The organism is Rhizobium laguerreae (assembly GCF_002008165.1).
Classification (GTDB): Bacteria; Pseudomonadota; Alphaproteobacteria; order Rhizobiales; family Rhizobiaceae; genus Rhizobium; species Rhizobium laguerreae.
In genome coordinates, this window is sequence record NZ_MRDM01000030.1 from 88,668 (window position 1) to 106,893 (window position 18,226).

The 18,226-nt window shown below is 58.0% G+C and carries 14 protein-coding genes and 3 pseudogenes; 7 read left to right on the plus strand and 10 right to left on the minus strand.

What is annotated here, in order from left to right:
* Positions 1-240 precede the first annotated feature (240 nt).
* Positions 241-534, minus strand: a complete 294-nt coding sequence (locus BS630_RS36875; protein ID WP_143529538.1) for a hypothetical protein — start codon at positions 532-534, stop codon at positions 241-243.
* Positions 535-969: 435 nt separating this feature from the next.
* Between BS630_RS36875 and BS630_RS30315 the strand changes: the two genes are divergently transcribed.
* The 4 genes and pseudogenes from BS630_RS30315 to BS630_RS37540 form a co-directional block, all read left to right on the plus strand.
* Positions 970-2,082: an FAD-dependent monooxygenase gene (locus BS630_RS30315; RefSeq protein ID WP_077980358.1), complete on the plus strand. Its 1,113-nt coding sequence runs from the start codon at positions 970-972 to the stop codon at positions 2,080-2,082.
* A gap of 1,494 nt (positions 2,083-3,576) precedes the next feature.
* A complete protein-coding gene (locus BS630_RS30325; RefSeq protein ID WP_077980360.1) occupies positions 3,577-4,446 on the plus strand; it encodes a pirin family protein in 870 nt (289 codons plus the stop codon).
* 298 nt (positions 4,447-4,744) lie between these two features.
* Positions 4,745-5,177: pseudogene (locus BS630_RS30330) on the plus strand (NUDIX hydrolase).
* 30 nt (positions 5,178-5,207) lie between these two features.
* Positions 5,208-5,324: pseudogene (locus BS630_RS37540) on the plus strand (IS110 family RNA-guided transposase); the annotation flags it as partial.
* Between the two features lie 360 nt (positions 5,325-5,684).
* Here BS630_RS37540 and BS630_RS30335 read toward each other — a convergent pair.
* Positions 5,685-6,431: an SDR family NAD(P)-dependent oxidoreductase gene (locus tag BS630_RS30335; protein ID WP_077980361.1), complete on the minus strand. Its 747-nt coding sequence runs from the start codon at positions 6,429-6,431 to the stop codon at positions 5,685-5,687.
* A 97-nt stretch (positions 6,432-6,528) separates the two neighbouring features.
* Between BS630_RS30335 and BS630_RS30340 the strand changes: the two genes are divergently transcribed.
* The 3 genes and pseudogenes from BS630_RS30340 to BS630_RS30350 all read left to right on the plus strand — a co-directional run bounded on the left by BS630_RS30340 (position 6,529) and on the right by BS630_RS30350 (position 7,485).
* The gene (locus tag BS630_RS30340) at positions 6,529-6,894 is read left to right on the plus strand and encodes a winged helix-turn-helix transcriptional regulator (RefSeq protein WP_077980362.1); all 366 of its coding nucleotides are present in this window, start codon (positions 6,529-6,531) and stop codon (positions 6,892-6,894) included.
* Positions 6,895-6,899: 5 nt separating this feature from the next.
* Positions 6,900-7,184 (plus strand): annotated as a pseudogene (locus tag BS630_RS30345) (transposase domain-containing protein); the annotation flags it as partial.
* 76 nt (positions 7,185-7,260) lie between these two features.
* Complete coding sequence (locus tag BS630_RS30350) at positions 7,261-7,485, plus strand: hypothetical protein (RefSeq protein WP_077980363.1); 225 nt, start codon at positions 7,261-7,263, stop codon at positions 7,483-7,485.
* Between the two features lie 128 nt (positions 7,486-7,613).
* Here the strand turns inward: BS630_RS30350 and BS630_RS30355 are convergent, their stop codons facing one another.
* The 8 genes from BS630_RS30355 to BS630_RS30390 form a co-directional block, all read right to left on the minus strand.
* A complete protein-coding gene (locus BS630_RS30355; protein WP_077980364.1) occupies positions 7,614-8,174 on the minus strand; it encodes a hypothetical protein in 561 nt (186 codons plus the stop codon).
* Positions 8,175-8,302: 128 nt separating this feature from the next.
* Positions 8,303-8,977, minus strand: a complete 675-nt coding sequence (locus BS630_RS30360; RefSeq protein WP_077980737.1) for an MreC domain-containing protein — start codon at positions 8,975-8,977, stop codon at positions 8,303-8,305.
* Positions 8,978-9,195: 218 nt separating this feature from the next.
* Positions 9,196-11,145: an acetate--CoA ligase gene (acs, locus tag BS630_RS30365; RefSeq protein WP_077980365.1), complete on the minus strand. Its 1,950-nt coding sequence runs from the start codon at positions 11,143-11,145 to the stop codon at positions 9,196-9,198.
* A 146-nt stretch (positions 11,146-11,291) separates the two neighbouring features.
* On the minus strand, positions 11,292-12,626 hold the full coding sequence (locus BS630_RS30370; protein WP_077980366.1) for an NAD(P)/FAD-dependent oxidoreductase: 1,335 nt from the start codon (positions 12,624-12,626) through the stop codon (positions 11,292-11,294).
* A 225-nt stretch (positions 12,627-12,851) separates the two neighbouring features.
* Entirely contained in the window at positions 12,852-13,730 is an 879-nt protein-coding gene (locus BS630_RS30375; RefSeq protein ID WP_024323559.1) for an ABC transporter permease, read from the minus strand.
* A gap of 32 nt (positions 13,731-13,762) precedes the next feature.
* Complete coding sequence (locus BS630_RS30380; protein WP_077980367.1) at positions 13,763-14,713, minus strand: ABC transporter permease; 951 nt, start codon at positions 14,711-14,713, stop codon at positions 13,763-13,765.
* Between the two features lie 64 nt (positions 14,714-14,777).
* Positions 14,778-16,448, minus strand: a complete 1,671-nt coding sequence (locus BS630_RS30385) for a peptide ABC transporter substrate-binding protein (protein ID WP_077980368.1) — start codon at positions 16,446-16,448, stop codon at positions 14,778-14,780.
* Positions 16,449-16,505: 57 nt separating this feature from the next.
* Positions 16,506-18,149, minus strand: coding sequence for an ABC transporter ATP-binding protein (locus BS630_RS30390; protein WP_077980369.1), 1,644 nt, complete (start codon positions 18,147-18,149; stop codon positions 16,506-16,508).
* Between the last annotated feature and the right edge of the window lie 77 nt (positions 18,150-18,226).

The window sequence follows — 18,226 nt, forward strand, 5'->3', positions numbered from 1 at the left end:
GTCTCGCGGATACGCCGCATCTTTAGTCTCTTCGCTGACATCCCGTTCCTTCCTTTCAGGCAAACAAACAAGACGAACGTCTCACCAGCAGGACGCATCGACAAACACCCTCTTCAGGGGGCGGCATCAAGTCGGAATCAGGGGGCGACATGCCTCGAGAGTTTGCAGACTGTCGCTTCCTGTAACAATTTGATCCAAGCGAACGTACTAGTTGGCAGCGAGCAATTGCTTGCCTGTTCTTTACCGATTTGTACGAAATTGACGATCAAGGTTGCAATGAGCGAGATCAAATCCCAGCACACGGAAGGCCGTCGTTGCCAGAATTGCGCGCATAACTCTAAGGGGATGGGCGGCAATAAGTTCTGGTTGAGCTTCGTAGCTTATCTGACCCGAATGACTGGGTTCGTGGCTAAAACGAACACGACCAAGCCGCCGCTTCTTCCGACGATCACTTGTTACTGCATTTCTGACGTTGAGCTTGAGGTATGCCAAAAACTCGCCAAGCGGATGCGTATCCCTCACACGATAGTTCAAGCGAACTCCGAGAACCTACCCGCATGCGCACTTACACCCCTAAAGCACTTAGAGATGGAGATGAAATTTGCCGGGGAGCTCATCATCCACTTTTGTCCAAACACAAGCGAACCCTGAGTAAGCACGCGCGTTCCCGGAATCAAATCAATCCTTCACAAGGGGCTGCTTGAATCCGCATCACCGCAAGTTATGCAGAGCCACGGCCCGTGGCCCCACGACAGCCCAATACATTAACTTACGGGCCATCGACATGGATGAGACAATCGCCTTCTCCATACGTGTTGTGTGCAGACTAAGGCGGTAGGCCACACACTTTCGGAAATCTGTAGGGCGCAATAGCTGTCGGGCAAGGCACTTAATCTGCGGCACTGATTGCGCCCCTCCTGAGCCTTGCTCCCGATCGCTGCAACTTAACTACCATCTGAAGAGAAAAATATGGATCACCGAGTCGTCGTCATAGGTGCTGGCATCACAGGGACCGCTTTGGCCCGGGCTCTTAGTATAAAGGGCGTTGATCATCTCGTCTTGGAAAAACGGGAAACTGCCAGCGATGGTGGGCTTGCAATAAACCTTCCGGGTAACGCAATCGCGGCGCTTGACCGACTGGGTCTAGCAGACCAAGTAGCGCATTTGGGTACACCAATCCGCCGGCGAGAGTATCGAACATCGGCAGGGCGCCTTTTGTTTCGTGTGGACGAAGACGCGTTCTGGGGGAAGGCAATGCGGCCGCATGCCATGTTGCGCAAAGATTTGCTTACCATTCTTGGCGGCGGCTCCACTGACTCGTCCGTCTTGCGCGGCTGTGGCGTTACCGCGCTGGAGCAACGCGAGCAGGCGATTGTCGCTACGCTTGAAGACGGCCGCCAACTACGAGCTGAACTTGTAATCGGAGCTGACGGTGTTTATTCGACAACTCGTGCTGCAATGTTGTCGGGTGACCACCAAAAAGCCTCGCTTATCGGCAAGGCAAGCTGGCGCTTTATGATACCGAATCCGGGCGTGGAATGCTGGACTGTGTTTGCTTCTGCAGACGCAGTATTCCTGTTAATGCCGTTAAGCCAGAGCGAAGCATATGCCTGGGCTATGCCCAAGCAATCGGGGAACGGACGTGAGCCGCCGGCTCTAGAGGTTACTTTTGCCAAATTCCCTGCCGTGGTTCGAGAGGCGATAAGAAGTGCGCTGGCAGATCCCTCACGGATGCATCATTCGCCCCTCTTTGACATACGTCTATCTCGATGGGCAACGGGCCGAATTGTTCTTGCCGGCGATGCAGCACATGCTATGGCGCCCGTTTGGGCGCAGGGTGCCGCGCTTGGCCTTGAGGACGCGTTGGTTCTTGCCGAAGAGCTCTCCAACATTTCAGACTGGAATACAGCTATCCAGAGATATGAGGCTCGGCGACAGCCCCGGGCCGCTCATGTCCAGGCAGCGACAGATCGCATGTCTCGTGCGGCAAGTTTGCCGGAATGGTTCCGCACTTTGGCGATGCCCTTCATAGGACCTCGTAGTTATGCATCAACATACGATCCCTTAAAGGTATGGCCATAGTCGGATGCAAAAATTCCCTGTTTCCCGTTCATCATTCCTGAAATCGATGAGATTTTCGTACCGGTTGGTCCGCAAGATAGCCCTCATGCAGGCCCCTCGTGTCTCATATCGGGTTGCCCGGAGTGCCTCGCCGCATTCTGTAAAACAGGCAAGCGAGCGGACGGAGAGACGTCATCGTTGAGAGCTACAAGCCGCTCGACCTCGCGCGCCGCGGTATCGCCTACGAGGACATCCGCTGGATCTAGCCGGATATCGTCTGACGGGCGATTTCAGCCTTTAGTCAGACAGGCCTCTATGCCGATCGCACAGGCTATGGGTTTCTGATGCAGGCGTGCGGCGGCGGCACTCAACGGAACCAGCGTAGGACAATGATATCGCTCTCCCCTTTACGACGCCCACGTCGGCTGGCTGATCAACGCCGCAACCAGATAGCGGATCGGCCTGTCGCTTCTCCTTCGGCAACGGCAACGATCTTTACCACAAATTCCTGGAGCCCTTCGACGAGGCAAGACTGCCCGTGCCCAAGATCAGAACGCTAGCGTAATAGCAATGCAGCGGGACATCTCGCTGCGGGGAATTTCGCAAGCGGTACAGTCCCTGAGCCGGGCGGTGGCGCCACCGGTGTGCCTCGTCCTCGAAGCGATGGCCATCGGTCACTGCTACCACCATGCCGACAGGTGGGATGGAACCCATCGGGTCGAGAAAGCCAAGGTGCTGCGCCGTCTCTCTGTCCCTGCGGGCGAGATCGACGGTGCCTGCACTTCATCGTGTAGCATTGCTGGCGTCTACGAGGCAAAGCCGATCTGTGCAGTCCTGCCGATGCCCGGTCGACCGCACACCAGCATGCCGCTCAAAGACTGATCCTGGCTAGGGCCCGCTTCGGAGCGCCGCCCTTTGGGACGCCATCCGTCGGAATATCGAGGCGATATTCGAAGTCTACGGCATGCGAAAGGTATGGCGGCTCGGCCAACGCGTCAGTCCGAGTGCCCACTTCTGAGCTTGCCGGTCCTGAAATGGCGCCAGGTCGGCCCGCGAATGTAACAAAGACTAATGGTCGAACGTAGTGGCTACCGGTACCAGAAGAATCTTTAGCTTCAAAGCGAGCGATCTGAACTGGTGCCTAGGCTATCCGCTGCTCACCATGCCAACTTAGGAGTACACCATGAACGATTGAGTCCCGCCGGGAACGGACCCGGAACGATTTTGCCCGCGTTTACGAGAAGACGGCGAACCGCAACCGGCTAGATTGCCGCGACAAACGGGCACGCTTGATGCCGCCGCGACCGGCCTACCCGTTCACGAGCGCATCGGCCTCCGGAAAGTCGCAGCTATGAGCTTTTAAGCACTCCAGTATTAACAAACGGGCTCGTGGGACCTGAACCGCCTGCCCTGCCAGCCTCAAATTGTCTTGAGTATGCGCTCTGATCCGGCGTTCACCAGTAGTCGTACGCCGGTACCGCCACCTATAGCCGCATAACTGTCTGGAGCAAGATCATGAAACGTCAGATTAAAGCAATCCGCGCTGCCCGGCGGCACGACATCGCCGGCTTGTACACGCGACTTTCGCTCTCCGGCACGGCTGCGGACATGCTCGACCCGTTCCTCGTGCTCGCCCATCATGGCCCGCACGACTTTCCGCCGGACAGCGCGGAGCCGCCATTTGATCCGCACCCGCACCGCGGCTTCGAGACAGTGACGCTCATTCTCGATGGGGAGCTCTGGCACCGCGATTCCGAGGGCAATGAGAGCTTGATCCATGCCGGCGGTGTCCAGTGGCTGACGGCCGGGGCGGGTGTGGTGCATAGTGAAAGGGCTCCCGAACGCTTCTGGAAGGAGGGCGGGAGATTCCATATGCTGCAATTGTGGGTCAATCTGCCCGCGCGGCTGAAGATGACGCCGCCGAACTACCAAGGCGTCGAGGCGGGCGCGTTGGCGACGGTTCCGCTGCAGGACGGCAGCGGAACCGTGACACTCATTTCAGGTGAGTTTGCAGGAGCGATCGGGCCAGTCGCTTCGCTGACAGGCCTATTTATGTCCACCGTTTCCCTAAAGGCGGGCGGACATGCCTCGCTTCCAACACCAGGGCAGCGATGCGTGCTCTTTTACGTCGTGAACGGTGAAGTGACCGTCGGCGGTGCGAAGGCTGTTGCGGGCGACCTGGTAACCTTCGAAGACGGCGACGTCATCGACGTTGAGGCATTGGAGGAAGCGCTGATCGTTTTCGGTCACGGTGACCCGATTGGCGAGCCGGTGGTCACGGGGGGTCCGTTCGTCATGAATACCGAAGCCGAGATCGCGGCGGCAAATAGCGACTATCGGGCCGGCAAATTCGGCGGCCTTCGGAGCGCGGGCTTCCCGGTCTAACGCATCTCGTGGCGCTGGTTGTTCTCCGCCTTGCCGCCGCAGGGCTCCTGCTGTGGCGAACGCTTGTCGGCCACACCGACGACCCGCTGATCGCTTCCATGCTGGTGGTGCTTGCTGGTGTAACCCTGATCGCTCGGGTTCGAAGTTATTTAAGTCGTGACCCATTCCGTGGAGCGGACGTTCCTACATCTTCTAGATAAAACGCTGTCGAAAACCAAATGATGGTGCTTCGCCACGGTATCGCGAAAATCCTGACTTTGCCTCCAATCGTCGCCGATCGCGGGCGGAAGGAATAAAAATGATCGAGAAAGCCCTGATTTACGCCACCAATTCCCGTGGGATTTTGGTGTTCGACGAACCCGATTTTCCTGAAGCTCCTTTACAAGTGCCCGGAGGGACAGTCGAAGAAGGGGAGCCGGTGATCGACGCCGCCCGCCGGGAATTCGGCGAAGAGACTGGATTGGTTGATCGAACAGGGTTTCGGCTTTTGGGGGACAGCCACCGCACCTTTGAACGAGATGGAAAGCTCCATAACCTTCATCGCACATATTTTCACTTGTCGCTTGAGGATGGTCTTCCCGACACTTGGGATCATTTCGATGACCACACCGTCTGGTGGTGGGGCACCAATCCTTTTTCGATTTTTCTGGATCGACATCGCATCGGCACGGGCACGTCTCGATCTTGGCTCGGGGGAGATGCTTGATCGGTTACCGCCCATCTGGAACTAAGACCTGGTTCTGGCCGGGCCGAAACACAGCAAGAAAGCCAAAGTGGCACTGGCCCGCCGTCTCGTTGTCGTCATGCATCGAATGTGGGTGGATGGCTCGGAGTTTCGCTGGACGAAGGAAGAGAATATCGCAAACTCGGCGGCGTAGCCGTAAGCCGTAAACAGGGTATAGAGGTTCGAATTCAAGGTTCCGTGTAGCGGCGGAAGACGTCCTTCGCGGACGATGGTGATGTGAGCTCGTGGCGGCGTTTATTCCGATGACCCGTCATCAGGATGCAGCTTAGATTGGGCCACATCATCTACTGGACCATTATGGAAGGGCCAAGGCCGATCCCGGAGAGAAGCGCGGGCCGCGAATAGAAGTTGAGCGCCAAATGCACGATGGAAATAAGCTAGCCGACCTAATGTCGAGCGGCGATTTCGGCTGCAAAGCGCCAATTGCGGACTTGATGTTACTGCTGGATGAGCGAGTGTCTTATTAAGCCGCAGATACCATTTAAGAGAGGCCTCAAACCTGCGCTGAACCACCGTCAGCGAAAACTTCGCTGCCAGTCATGAAGCTGCTATCGTCCGATGCAAGGAAAACCGCCACCGCTGCTGTCTCCTCAGGATTGCCGATTCGGCCGAGCGGTATCTGCTCGGCAAGGCTTTGTAGCAATGCGGCCTCTTCTCCAGCATTTGCGAGGCCCTTCAGACCCGGCGTCTCGGTGGCACCGGGAGACAGCACGTTGACTCGGATGCCCGATCCCTTCAAGTCCAGGGCCCAGCTTCGGGCGAAATTACGGATAGCTGCCTTCGTCGCGCTGTAAACGCTGAACGCGGGAGTGCCTATGGAGCCGGTAGTCGATCCGGTGAGGATGATCGACGCTCCCGCCTGCATCAGCGGCAGCGCCTTCTGTACTGTGAACAATGTGCCCTTGACGTTGACGCCGAATGTCAGATCGAAGGCCCCCTCGTCGATAGCGCCAAGGGGAGCAAAGGTACCCAATCCGGCGTTGGCGAAGAGGATGTCTATACGTCCGCTCCTTTCGCCTACCGTTTCAAACAGTCGGTCGAGATCACCCAGCCGGGAAACATCGCCCTGTACTGCCGTTACACCGGCACCAATTGCGTCGACCGCCCTGTCGAGCTCCTCCCGCCGACGACCAGTGATGTAAACCTCTGCCCCTTCCGCGACAAAACGCTTGGCGGTCGCGAGGCCAATTCCGCTGTTGCCGCCAGTGATGACAGCGATCTTACCTTGAAGCCTGCCCATATCGATCTCCTATGAAAATGTAATGCTACATCGAGATAGACTGCGGATTTCATTTATACCAGTATGCACCATTTGGTAAGTACCTGGAGAAGACCGAATGACCACATCTGGATTCGTGTGCGGCCTTGATGCCGCACTGGCCGTCATTGGCGGAAAATGGAAGCCATTGATCCTGTTCCACCTCGCCTACGGAGCGCGGCGGTACGGCGACCTCAGGCGGGCTATCGGCAGCGTTACCGACAAGATGCTCATCCAGCAGCTCAAAGAGCTGGAGGCGGATGGGATCGTCCATCGGTTCGACTTCAAGGAGCTTCCTCCCAAGGTCGAGTACTCGCTCACCCCGTTCGGGCAGACACTAGCTGATGCGCTGAAGCCGCTCTGCGCTTGGGGAACGCAGCACTTGCTAGCGGTCGAACAACTTGTCTCACGTCGAGAAGCTTTAGGGCTGAAGAGGATCGCCTGATTTGCATGGCTGATGACAGCTTCGGGCCACCAGGCGTCTTGACGCAGAAGCGCCACCAGCGGTCAAAGGACTTCGCGATAGCGAGCAAGGACGAGCGGATACGGCTTGAGAAGCTGGTTGCGGCATTCAAGCGGGCAGCCGTCGGGCGCAAGTCCGAGAAGACTGATCCCGATCAGTTCGACTTGGCCCTCGAAGACCTGGAAACGGCCATGGCCGCCATCCATGCCGAGGATGAGGCGGACACTCCTGCCGAACAGAGGATTGCCAAGCCACGCGCGATCAATTGCGGCCGGCGTGGCTGAATGTTGGCGGCGGCGGCGGTGCATTGGTTGTTCATATGATGGTGCGGGACATGTTGGGCTCCGTGTGGATAACAGCGTAACCTTATTCGGTTGCCGTCTTGAATTCGACCGCGCCGAGCTATGCCGCGATACGCAAAGCCCGACCGGCAAGATCGCCGCCGCAAATTGTCATCCCGCCGAGGGAGCCGTCGATCCCTACAAGGGTGATCCTCAAGGCGGCGGCATGACGCACGCGCTCGCTGCCACCATGTGGGTCGTCCTTGTCAGCGATCGATATTCGCGGTGGTGAGCCGATACGAAGGGCCGCCTATGGGCGCCTTGAACAGAATCGAACCGGCGACACCTTATTCAAATCTGAGATTGTCCACTTGCAACAGGCTTGCAGTCGATCCTTGGCTCAAAAGCACCGCAACATTTTCACCGTTCAAACCGCTCCAACATTTTTCTTAATCGCGCATTTTGCAGCTTCAGCTTTCCGGCCAGCTGACCCCTGAGCACCCTGATCTCTTCATCCAGGTTCATTTGATCTGCAGCGTGCACGATCTGGGAAGCCTGGGAACCGTTCGAAATCGCCACCGCTTCTTTGCGGCGACTTCTTTGCTTGCGCGGTGGGACTTTGACAGTTCGCCTGATTTGCATAGCATCACCATGCGCAGCGGTGACGTCGATACCGCCGGATAAAGCCGGATGCGCGGCCTCGACGGTTTTGGTATCTTCGAGATCGACCTTATTGCCGCCACCGTTCACGGCTTCTTCGGAATGCACCGGCTCGACGGAAATTGTAGCGACTTGACCGTGACGAGGTGGCCCTTCGCTTGCCGGTCGATCGGTGCCACTCACGCCCTCCTCGGCAGGCGCTTCAGTCGGACCGGCAATAGCCAATGCGTCCGGCGTAACCTTCGCGGTCGAGCCGTATTCTCGCTTTTGTTCGCGCCCTGGTGAGATCAGTCGGGCAAGAATTTTCCAGGGAGACGCCATCTATCCGACCTCGCGCTTTATTCCGCAAACAGGCAGTGAGTTTTAGTTCCGGCAACAGCACCCACCGCCGCCAAAATGTATACTGGATAAGCATGGAAATGCGGCCGGCGGTTGACCGGCTGCCTTTATCAATCGAGCTTGAGCCGCTTGCGCAGATCGGCATTTTCGGCGCGAAGCTTTTCAGCCAGAAGCTTGCGCAGCCGCTGATTTTCCTCTTCCAACTGCAAGAGATCCGCCATCTCATCGATCGCGGTCATCGGCGCGGCCGGCGCTGTCTGCACACCCTTTGGAGCACGGCGCAAAGGTGCGCGTTTGGCGCTGGCCGTAGCTTCGATCACCCTTGCCTTACGCCCTCTCCTCTTCACACCACCGGCCCCGGCCAGAGCAGCTGATGGCTCTGCCATAGCGTCAGCTGACGCGCTCTCGAGTGCCGCCGCTTTCTTGGCGCGGGGTTTGCGCTGTTTCTTCGGCGCAATAGGCGTTTCAACAACGATCGGCGCATCGGCACTGGTTGCTGTATCAGTCTCGTCGGCCATGCTCATCTCCTGTGTATCTGATGCAGTTGTCGACGCCCCGAGAGGCAGTGTCAACAACGGCTCGGCTTGATCTGGTTCCGGTAAAGACATCTCATTGTTGGATTTGCCACTCTGAGAGCTACCCGACAGAAACGGCAATGCCTCTTCCTCCAGGTCACGAGCGACGGACTTTAGATCCATGTTGCCCCAGATCGAGTTCGACCTGGTATCAAGCTTTCGTCTGCCGCTTTTGTACTCGACGGCAAAACTGCGTTGCACTTTTTTCAATATAGGAGGGCCTTGGAGGATCCGCGGGATGTTTGGTGAAATGCTGGTATACCCGCAATAACGGTTAGCGGACTGCCAGTCTATAGACATGCTCATATCAGATCCACCGCACGGGCGCTGACCTCGAAAAGCGCCGTTCTAGAACCGTTGTCCCCGCTATATCAGTGTTAGTGGCGTAACAGGCATTTATGGAACTAGCTGAACCTAAACATAGGCTGTTACTTCGTATTCTGGCGGCTAGCGATCAAGCCCTCCACCACCGACGGATCGGCGAGCGTCGAGGTGTCGCCGAGCGCACCGTAATCGTCTTCGGCGATCTTGCGCAGGATGCGGCGCATGATCTTGCCGGAGCGCGTCTTCGGCAGGCCAGGCGCAAACTGGATCTTGTCGGGCGCGGCGATCGGGCCGATTTCGGCCCGCACATGTTTCACCAGTTCCTGGCGAAGCGTATCCGATCCCTCGTGACCGGACATCAGCGTCACATAGCAATAAATGCCCTGGCCCTTGATCGGATGCGGATAACCAACGACCGCGGCTTCCGAAACCAGATTGTGCGAGACAAGCGCGGATTCCACTTCCGCCGTGCCGAGCCGGTGGCCGGAGACGTTCAGCACGTCGTCGACGCGGCCGGTGATCCAGTAATAACCGTCCGCATCGCGCCGGCAGCCATCGCCGGTGAAATACTTGCCCTTGTAGGTGGAAAAATAGGTCTGGATGAAGCGCTCGTGATCGCCATAGACCGTGCGCATCTGGCCCGGCCAGCTGTCGGTGATACAGAGATTGCCGTCGGCAGGGCCTTCCAGCACCTTGCCCTCATTGTCGACCAACTCAGGCTTGACGCCGAAGAACGGGATCGTCGCAGAACCGGGTTTCAGATCGGTAGCGCCGGGCAGCGGCGTGATCATGTGGCCGCCGGTTTCCGTCTGCCACCACGTATCGATGACAGGGCAACGCTTGTCGCCGACGACATTGTAGTACCATTCCCAAGCCTCGGGATTGATCGGCTCGCCGACCGTGCCGAGCAGGCGCAGCGAAGAGCGCGAGGAGCGCGTGACGAAGTCGTCGCCGGCACCCATCAGCGAGCGGATCGCCGTCGGCGCCGTATAGAAGATGTTGACCTTGTGCTTGTCGATGACTTCCCAGAAACGGCCCTGGTCCGGGAAGTTCGGCACGCCCTCGAACATCAGCGTCGTCGCGCAGTTCGCAAGCGGCCCATAGACGATATAGGAGTGGCCGGTCACCCAGCCGACATCGGCCGTGCACCAATAGACGTCGCCGTGATGATAATCGAAGACATATTCATGCGTCATCGCCGCATAGACGAGATAACCGCCCGTCGTGTGCAGCACGCCCTTCGGTTTGCCGGTCGAGCCGGACGTATAAAGAATAAAGAGCGGATCTTCCGCCTTCATCTTCACCGGCGGGCATTCCGCCTTTACGGTAGCAATTTCCTGGTGATACCAGAGGTCGCGGCCGGGCGCCCAGCCGGTCTTGCCGCCGGTGCGGCGAACGACCAGCACTTTGCTGACATTGACGTGCTGGCGGGCGGCGATATGGATCGCCGTGTCGGTATTGTCCTTCAGCGGCACCGGCTTGCCGCCGCGCAGGCCTTCGTCGCAGGTGATGACGAAAGTGGATTCGCAGTCAACGATGCGCCCGGCCAGCGCCTCGGGCGAGAAACCGCCGAAGACGACCGAATGCACCGCGCCGATGCGGGCGCAGGCGAGCATCGCATAAGCCGCTTCCGGGATCATCGGCATATAGATGGTGACGCGATCACCCTTCTTGACGCCGTGCTTCTTCAACACGTTCGCCATCCGGCAGACATGCTCGTAGAGCTCGTTATAGGTGACCTTCTTGTCGATATAGGGGTTGTCGCCCTCCCAGATGATCGCCACCTGGTCGCCATTCGTTTTCAGATGACGGTCGATGCAGTTGTAGGAGACATTTGTCTGACCGTCCTCGAACCACTTGATCGAAACCTTGCCGGTAAAAGAAGTGTTCTTGACCTTGGTATAGGGCTTGAACCAGTCGATCCGCTTGCCGTGCTTGCCCCAGAACTTTTCCGGGTTCTCGACGCTTTCCTCATACCATTTCAGGTACTTTTCCCGGTCTATGAATGCTCGCTGCCGGACAAGGCGCGGCACGGTGTAGCGCTCGAGGACCACTGTTTGCTCCCTATGATTGGCTCCTGAAAACGATCCCGCTCGACAAGAATTTGAGACCTGTTCTGCCTTATTGATTTCCCGATCATGTCAGTCCGTGGCCCGTTTTGCGCACAGTGACAGCAGCGGTTTGGACTATAAATCAACCGTTACATCATCTCCGGTCGTCTGATCGCCGAGCCATCGCTGAACCGGCTCAGCCTGTAGGGTGAGATGTCGGTGATCGGGGTCTCGTTCATCACGATCTCGCTGACCAACCGACCGGCACCCGGTCCTATGGCAAAGCCGTGCCCGCTGAACCCCGCAGCAATCACGTAACCCGGCAATTGCTCCACTCGTGAAATAACGGGGACTAGATCTGGCGAAGTATCGATGAGCCCTCCCCACGCGCGTTCGACACCGATTCCCTTGAGTGCCGGGTATTCGCTTTCAAGGTTCTTCAATGCGAGCTTCACGAGTTCCCCGTCTGGCGCAGGATCTAAAATGCGGTTTTTTTCAAACGGCGATATTTCATCGTTCTCCCAGCTACTGAAAGCATCGGGCCCATTCCAGAAGCTGCTGCTCAGACGGTACTTCAGCTTCTTCCCAACCTTGCTGCGGTACATCTGATAGAATTTAAACGCGTATCGCATCCCCCTCGGAGTGAGGTCGAGCGTACCACGTCCGGGTACGGCGATCGTGTAGGCGCCGTCTGTCCGACGTCGCAACACGAAGTTTGAAGCCGAGAGGCACCCCGCTTGGATGATCTCGGGCGCGGGAGTCGTCTTAATTGCGGTCCCGGAGATGTTTGCGACTGGAAGCTCGATACCGTATCGATGAGAAAACCGGGAAGCCCATGCTCCACCAGCGCAAACGACAGTAGTAGCTTTCACGAGCCCGCGTTCCGTCCACACGCCTGTTACTCGGCCGTTGGCAATGTCGAGACCCCGGACTGCGCAGTTTTGATGGAGCGATACACCGCTTTCCTTGGCGGCCTCCGCGATGGCAGGCACGGCCAGACTGGGCTCAGCTCTGCCATCGGTCGGAGACCAAACGCCGCCGACCCACGCGGATGTGCCACCCGAAGCCCGATTGTTGGCTTCGGAAGCACTCAGTATCTGGCTGTGGAATCCTTGAACGCGCGCAGCCTTACCCCACGTTTCCCACCGAGCAACATCAGCCTCGTTCTTCGTGCAGTAAAGTATCCCGCTTCGACGAAACCCAAGATCGCGACCGATCTCGGTGCTCAGTTCCTCCCAGCGCCGCAGACTATACATGGCAAGCGCAAGTTCATGGAGGTCGCGGTTCTGCTGTCGGACCCATCCCCAATTGCGGCCTGACTGCTCGCCGCCAACGATACCTTTTTCAAGCAGAGCAACGGACACCCCCTTGCGGGCGAGCTCATAGGCCGTGCAGGTACCGACAATTCCCGCCCCGATGACAACGACGTCGACCTCGGTTGGAAACGAAAAGCTGTCACTTACTTTCTGAACTTCGACAGGCATAGACCTATTCCTCTGGCATCGTGCGCGGCATCTCCGACAGGCACGTTTGAAGCCTCAACAATCATCCGTGGCAACACGCGAGGTTTCCAACCCATCAGCGATAGCGATGAGGTGAATTCTGTTGCGCCGGCTCCTCGCTTATGTCATCGGCAGAAGCCTTTTCGACATCCTAGTGTCGATCGCTTTGCGTTAGACCGTCGTCATCTCACCCGAGATGGTGTTCACTCAGCTGTGATCACCGCGAACATCGAGCGCGTCGCGCAGCCCGTCGCCGATGAAGTTGAAGCTGGTTACAGCGATCGTTATGGCGGCCCCGGGGATGATCGCCAGCCACGGTGCTGTCCCCAGATACTGCTGCGCGCCATTCAGCATGTTGCCCCAACTTGGAAGTGGCGGCTGAATTCCATAACCGAGGAAGCTGATATACGCCTCCATCAGGATCGCCCGGGCGATGGTCAGGGTGGCCGCGACGATGATCGGACCTATGGCATTGGGAAGGATCTCTCGGAACATGATGTGCGTTGCGCTCAGTCCCAGCATGCGGCCGGCCAGCACGAATTCACGCTCGCGCAGGGAGCGGACTTCGGCCTCGACAATGCGGGCAACTTCCATCCAGCTCGTGGCAGCAATAACGACGGTAATCATGATCGGGCTTGGCTTCAGCGCAGCTGCAAGAGCAAGCACGAGGAAGATGGACGGGAAGGAAAGGAAGCCATCCACGGCACGCATCAGCACCGTGCCGACCAGGCCACCCCTATATCCCGCCACCACGCCGACAAGGGTCCCGATCAGCGTCGACAGCAGCATTGCCGAGAAACCGACCAGGAGCGAAATCCGGCCCGCCATGAACAACCGGGCGGCCAGATCCCTTCCGAGCGGGTCGGTGCCGAGATAATGCCGCCCGGTCAGCGGCGGAGCGAAGCGGGCGCGCAGATCGATATAGAGTGAATCGTACGGCAACAAGTGGGGCCCCAAGACGCATGCCAGCGTCAGGAGAGCGATCATCACCATGCCTATGAGGGCCAGATGGTGGTTCATGAAACGGTGCGCAGATCGGCTGTTCCACCAGCGCTCCCGGGGCGAATTTGCGGCAATGGCAGTCATGATGGCTGACTCCTGATGAGCGTTTAAGGCGCTTAACTCAGACGGATCCGGGGATCGATGATGGCGACAACGATGTCGGCGGCGAGGTTGCTCACTACGACAAGGATCGCCGAGAACATGAGCAATCCCATCACCACCGGGTAATCACTGTAGCCGAGGCTGTCGAGGAAGAGGCGGCCCATTCCCGGCCAGGTGAATACCGTCTCCGTGACCAAAGCACCTGTCAGGACGCTGGGAAGCTGCATTCCCGCGAGCGTGATCATCGGCAGAAGCGCGTTTCCGATGACGTGTTTCATCAGGATGCGGCGCTCGCTCAGTCCTTTGGCGCGGGCCGTCTTGATGAATTCCTGATTGATCACATCGAGAGTAGCCGATCGCATGTAGCGACTCCAGATGGCCACATGCACCAGCGCAAGCACGACGCTGGGCAGAATGAGATGGTGGAGATAGTTCAGAACGGACTCGTCACCGATCGTGTACATGTTGCCGGCCGGCAGCCAGCCAAGTCTGAGCGAGAATACGTAAATGCCAATCAGTCCGAACCAGAAGGTCGGGATCGAAAGGGCCACCATCGCACCGACCGTCGCCATGTAATCGAAAATCGAATAACGCTTTACGGCGCCTCGAACACCGATCCACGTACCGATGGCAATCGCGATGACGGTAGAGGATCCCATCAGCAACAGCGTTGCCATGAGGTGTCGACCGATCACGTCGAGGACTGGCGCTCCGTCGCGGAAGGAGTGGCCCCAGTCTCCTTTCAAAAGGCGCCAGGCCCAATCCATGTACTGAATCCACAGAGGACGGTTCAAGCCCAACTGCTCCGTCAGTCGGTTCAAGTCATCCTGCGTCATGCTCGCATCCAGCCCAAATTGTGCCAGGGGCCCACCCGGAATCAGGTTTAGAACTACGAAGCCGATGACGGAAACGATCAGGAGCAGTACCAGGCTCTGAGCGAACCGATTAAGTAGGAAGCTACGCATTGAGCTCTCCCTGTGATAGCGCCAATAGAGGCCGCCGCAACGCGCGGCGGCGACGTTAGGTAACTCAGCTCTTCCAGTGCCAGCCGGCAGCATGCCATGATGCCGTGCGCGTGTTCGTATTCGGTTGCCAGCCTTCAAGGCCTTCCTTCGTGCCAACCACATAGGTGGCGGCAAACAGCGGAAGAAAGGGAAGGTCCTGACGCACGATTTCCTGGATACGGCGGTAGATTTCACGACGTGCTTCCGGATCGAAGGTCTGGGCACCCTTCTTGAGCAGCGCATCCACTTCCGGATTGGAATACTGGCCGACATTCGATCCCTTTCCACCCTTCGCGGCAATCGCGCTGCTGGCAAGACGGTTGGTGGCGTCGGGATCCGCGGCAATCAGATGCGTAACGCCCGAGATCGCCGTGTCGAACTGTGACTTCAGCCAGAATTCACCAAACATGACGGCAGCCGGCAAATTCGAGATGGTCATCTGGACGCCAATTTCCGCGAATGTCTGCTGCAGGAACTGCTGCACCTGCTCGCGGAGATTGTTGCCGGATGTCGTCGAGTTGTTGAACGCGAGCTTCACTCCATTCTTCTCACGAATCCCATCCGACCCCGGCACCCAGCCGGCATCGTCGAGGAGCTTGCGTGCTGCGTCCGGATTGTATTCCTGCGCCGGAAGGTTCGGATTGAAATAATACGACTCCTTCGGCATGAAGGTTTCCGTCGTTGTCACCACGCCGAAATAGAGGGCGTCGATGATCGCCTTTCTGTCCATTGCAGCATAGAGTGCCTGACGCACCGCAAGTTCCTTGAACTGCGGCCGCTCAAGATTCAGATAGAACGACTCGACGGAGGCACCAGGCACCAGGCTCACCACACGGCCCGGCAGTTTGCTGGCTTCGTCGTAATGGTCGGCCGTGATGTACGCCTGGTCGGTGAGATCGATGTCGCCGCTCTTGAATTGGGTGTAGAGGACCGTTTGGTCAGGAATGTATTTGAATACAACCTGTTCGAGATACGGACCGTCGCCAAAATAATCCGGATTCGCCGCCAGTTCGAGATGGTCGCCGGCCACACGCTGGCTCCACTTGAAGGCGCCGGTGCCAATGGGTGCCTGATTGAAGGCCGCTGCGTTCGGATCAGGCTCCTTCTCGAGAAGGTGCTTCGGCACGATGAAGGTTTCGGTGAGAAACGACAGGTAAGGAGCGAAAACCTGCTCCATGCGCCAGGTGATTTCCGTTGGCGAGACCACAGTGAGGTCGCGCACCAACGAATGGCCGCCCGTACGCCACGCGCGGAATTTCGGATTGTTGATCAGTTCAAGGGTGAACTTCACATCCTCCGCCGTAAAGGGTTTGCCGTCATGCCAGCGAACATCGTCACGCAGGCGGACGCGCCAATTCAGGCCATCCTGCGAGATGCCGCCGTTCTTCTGCGTGGGCACTTCAGCAGCAAGATTGGGCTGGAGCACACCGCCGGGATCCATGCGAAAAAGCGCGTCGAAGAGTGAGAAGTGTACAGCATCGTCCACTTCGATGTGTGCCATCAGCGGATTGAAGACCGTCGGTTCCTGCGAAAGCCCGACCACGACGCGACCCGCAAGTTTCTTCTCAGCGGCCTGGGCAATGTCAGGCTTGCCAATCAGGTTGGGGGCGACAAAGCACGCGATGCCGCCTGCTGCCATCAAGCGCAGCGCGTCGCGCCGTGAATAGTCCACTTTGGTGGTAGAATCTTTTGTCACTTTATTCCCTCTCTTTTGTTCATTAGGCAGCGACTGCCAGGGGTTAATTGAACCTTCTCAAGCGTCTTTCCGTCGTTCTCCCGGAATTGCAGCGACAAGTTCGCGGGTGTAGTCCGATTGCGGTTTCAGGAAGATCTGAGACGGCGGGCCGCGCTCGACGACCCTGCCCTTCTGCATCACTGCGATTTCGTCACAGATCTGACTGGCGACACGAAGGTCATGGGTGATGAAGATCATTGATACGCCCGTCTCGCGCTGGATTTGGTCAAGCAGCTTGAGGATCTGGGCCTGGATCGACACGTCAAGCGCGGAGACTGCTTCGTCGGCAATCAGTAGCTTAGGCTTGAACATCAGGGCCCTGGCGATTCCGATGCGCTGGCGCTGCCCACCCGAGAATTCGTGCGGGTAGCGGCCGAAGGCGCCGGCATCGAGACCGACGTGGGAAAGCAACGCCCGGGCCTCTTCGCGCGCCTGCGCGTAGGACATACCATGTGCGACAGGCCCGACGGTCAGTATTTGACCAATCGTGGATCGCGGATTGAGCGAGGCAAAAGGATCCTGAAAGATCATCTGAATTCGAGGGCGCAGCGGCCGGAACTCGGATTCCGAAAGCTTGACGATATCCTTGCCCTCAAACAAGATCTGACCGCTGTCGCTGTCCTGAAGCTTGATCAGAAGCCGGCCCAGCGACGATTTTCCGGAGCCGCTTTCGCCGACAATGCCGAGGGTGCGGCCCGCGGCCAACGTGAATGAGGCGTCCTTCACCGCAGGCACGACACGCTGGCTACCGAACAGCGCGCTGCCACTGCGATAGGTCTTGCACAACCCATTGACCGTCAGGATCGTCTCGTCGCTCGTCTGCGCCTTGAACTTTCTGTCTTCGCCCGTGAGGTGCGGAACGGCCGCGATCAAGCGCTGTGTGTAGGGGTGGCTGGGGGATTTGAGAACCTGATCGACGCTGCCCTGTTCGACAATCCGCCCCTTCTCCATAACCACGACGCTGTCGGCAATTTCAGCCACAACACCGAAGTCATGGGTGATGAACATGACGCTCATATCCTTGCGACGCTGAATGTCACGGATGAGCTTCAGGATCTGCGCCTGCGTCGTGACGTCAAGGGCGGTGGTTGGTTCGTCTGCGATCAGAATGGTCGGCTCAAGGGCCAGCGCAATAGCGATCATGACGCGCTGCCGCTGGCCACCGGAAAGCCGGAAAGGATACTGGTGGTACATCAGCTCCGGATCAGGCAGGCCGACTTCGGTCAACAATTCAAGGGCGCGCGCACGCCGTGAGGCCTTGGTGCCCACTCCATGGGCCGCCATCACTTCAGCGACTTGGTCGCCGACCGTCATCAGCGGGTTAAGCGCCGAAAGCGGATCTTGAAAGATCATGGACACGACACGGCCACGCAGCTGGCGCAGCTTTTTTGCCGGCGCGCCGACTATGGTGGTTCCATTGAGATTGATCGCGCCCGATGAGACCGGAATGATCTTGGGCAAGAGCCCCATGATTGTGTTTGCAGTCACCGACTTGCCCGAACCAGACTCACCGATAATGCAAAGGATCTGACCACGCTTGAGGTCGAACGAGACATTTTCGACGGCATGAGCCCGTTCCATGCCTTTCGGCAGGTCGACAGTGAGGCCGCGCACCGTAAGCGCTACGTCGCCCGCTGTAACAGCCTCTGTCATAACGGCCATCGGTCTATCTCCCTTATCTACGCAGCGTCTCGATTGAAATATTGTCACCGATTCATGCATGCTGCCGCACAATCTCT

Excerpts from the sequence above, each read along its gene's own strand:
- BS630_RS30315 (WP_077980358.1), top strand. The coding sequence starts at position 970 with ATGGATCACCGAGTCGTCGTCATAGGTGCTGGCATCACAGGGACCGCT.
- BS630_RS30325 (WP_077980360.1), top strand. The coding sequence starts at position 3,577 with ATGAAACGTCAGATTAAAGCAATCCGCGCTGCCCGGCGGCACGACATC.
- BS630_RS30335 (WP_077980361.1), bottom strand. The coding sequence starts at position 6,431 with ATGGGCAGGCTTCAAGGTAAGATCGCTGTCATCACTGGCGGCAACAGC.
- BS630_RS30340 (WP_077980362.1), top strand. The coding sequence starts at position 6,529 with ATGACCACATCTGGATTCGTGTGCGGCCTTGATGCCGCACTGGCCGTC.
- BS630_RS30355 (WP_077980364.1), bottom strand. The coding sequence starts at position 8,174 with ATGGCGTCTCCCTGGAAAATTCTTGCCCGACTGATCTCACCAGGGCGC.
- BS630_RS30370 (WP_077980366.1), bottom strand. The coding sequence starts at position 12,626 with ATGCCTGTCGAAGTTCAGAAAGTAAGTGACAGCTTTTCGTTTCCAACC.
- BS630_RS30375 (WP_024323559.1), bottom strand. The coding sequence starts at position 13,730 with ATGACTGCCATTGCCGCAAATTCGCCCCGGGAGCGCTGGTGGAACAGC.
- BS630_RS30380 (WP_077980367.1), bottom strand. The coding sequence starts at position 14,713 with ATGCGTAGCTTCCTACTTAATCGGTTCGCTCAGAGCCTGGTACTGCTC.
- BS630_RS30390 (WP_077980369.1), bottom strand. The coding sequence starts at position 18,149 with ATGGCCGTTATGACAGAGGCTGTTACAGCGGGCGACGTAGCGCTTACG.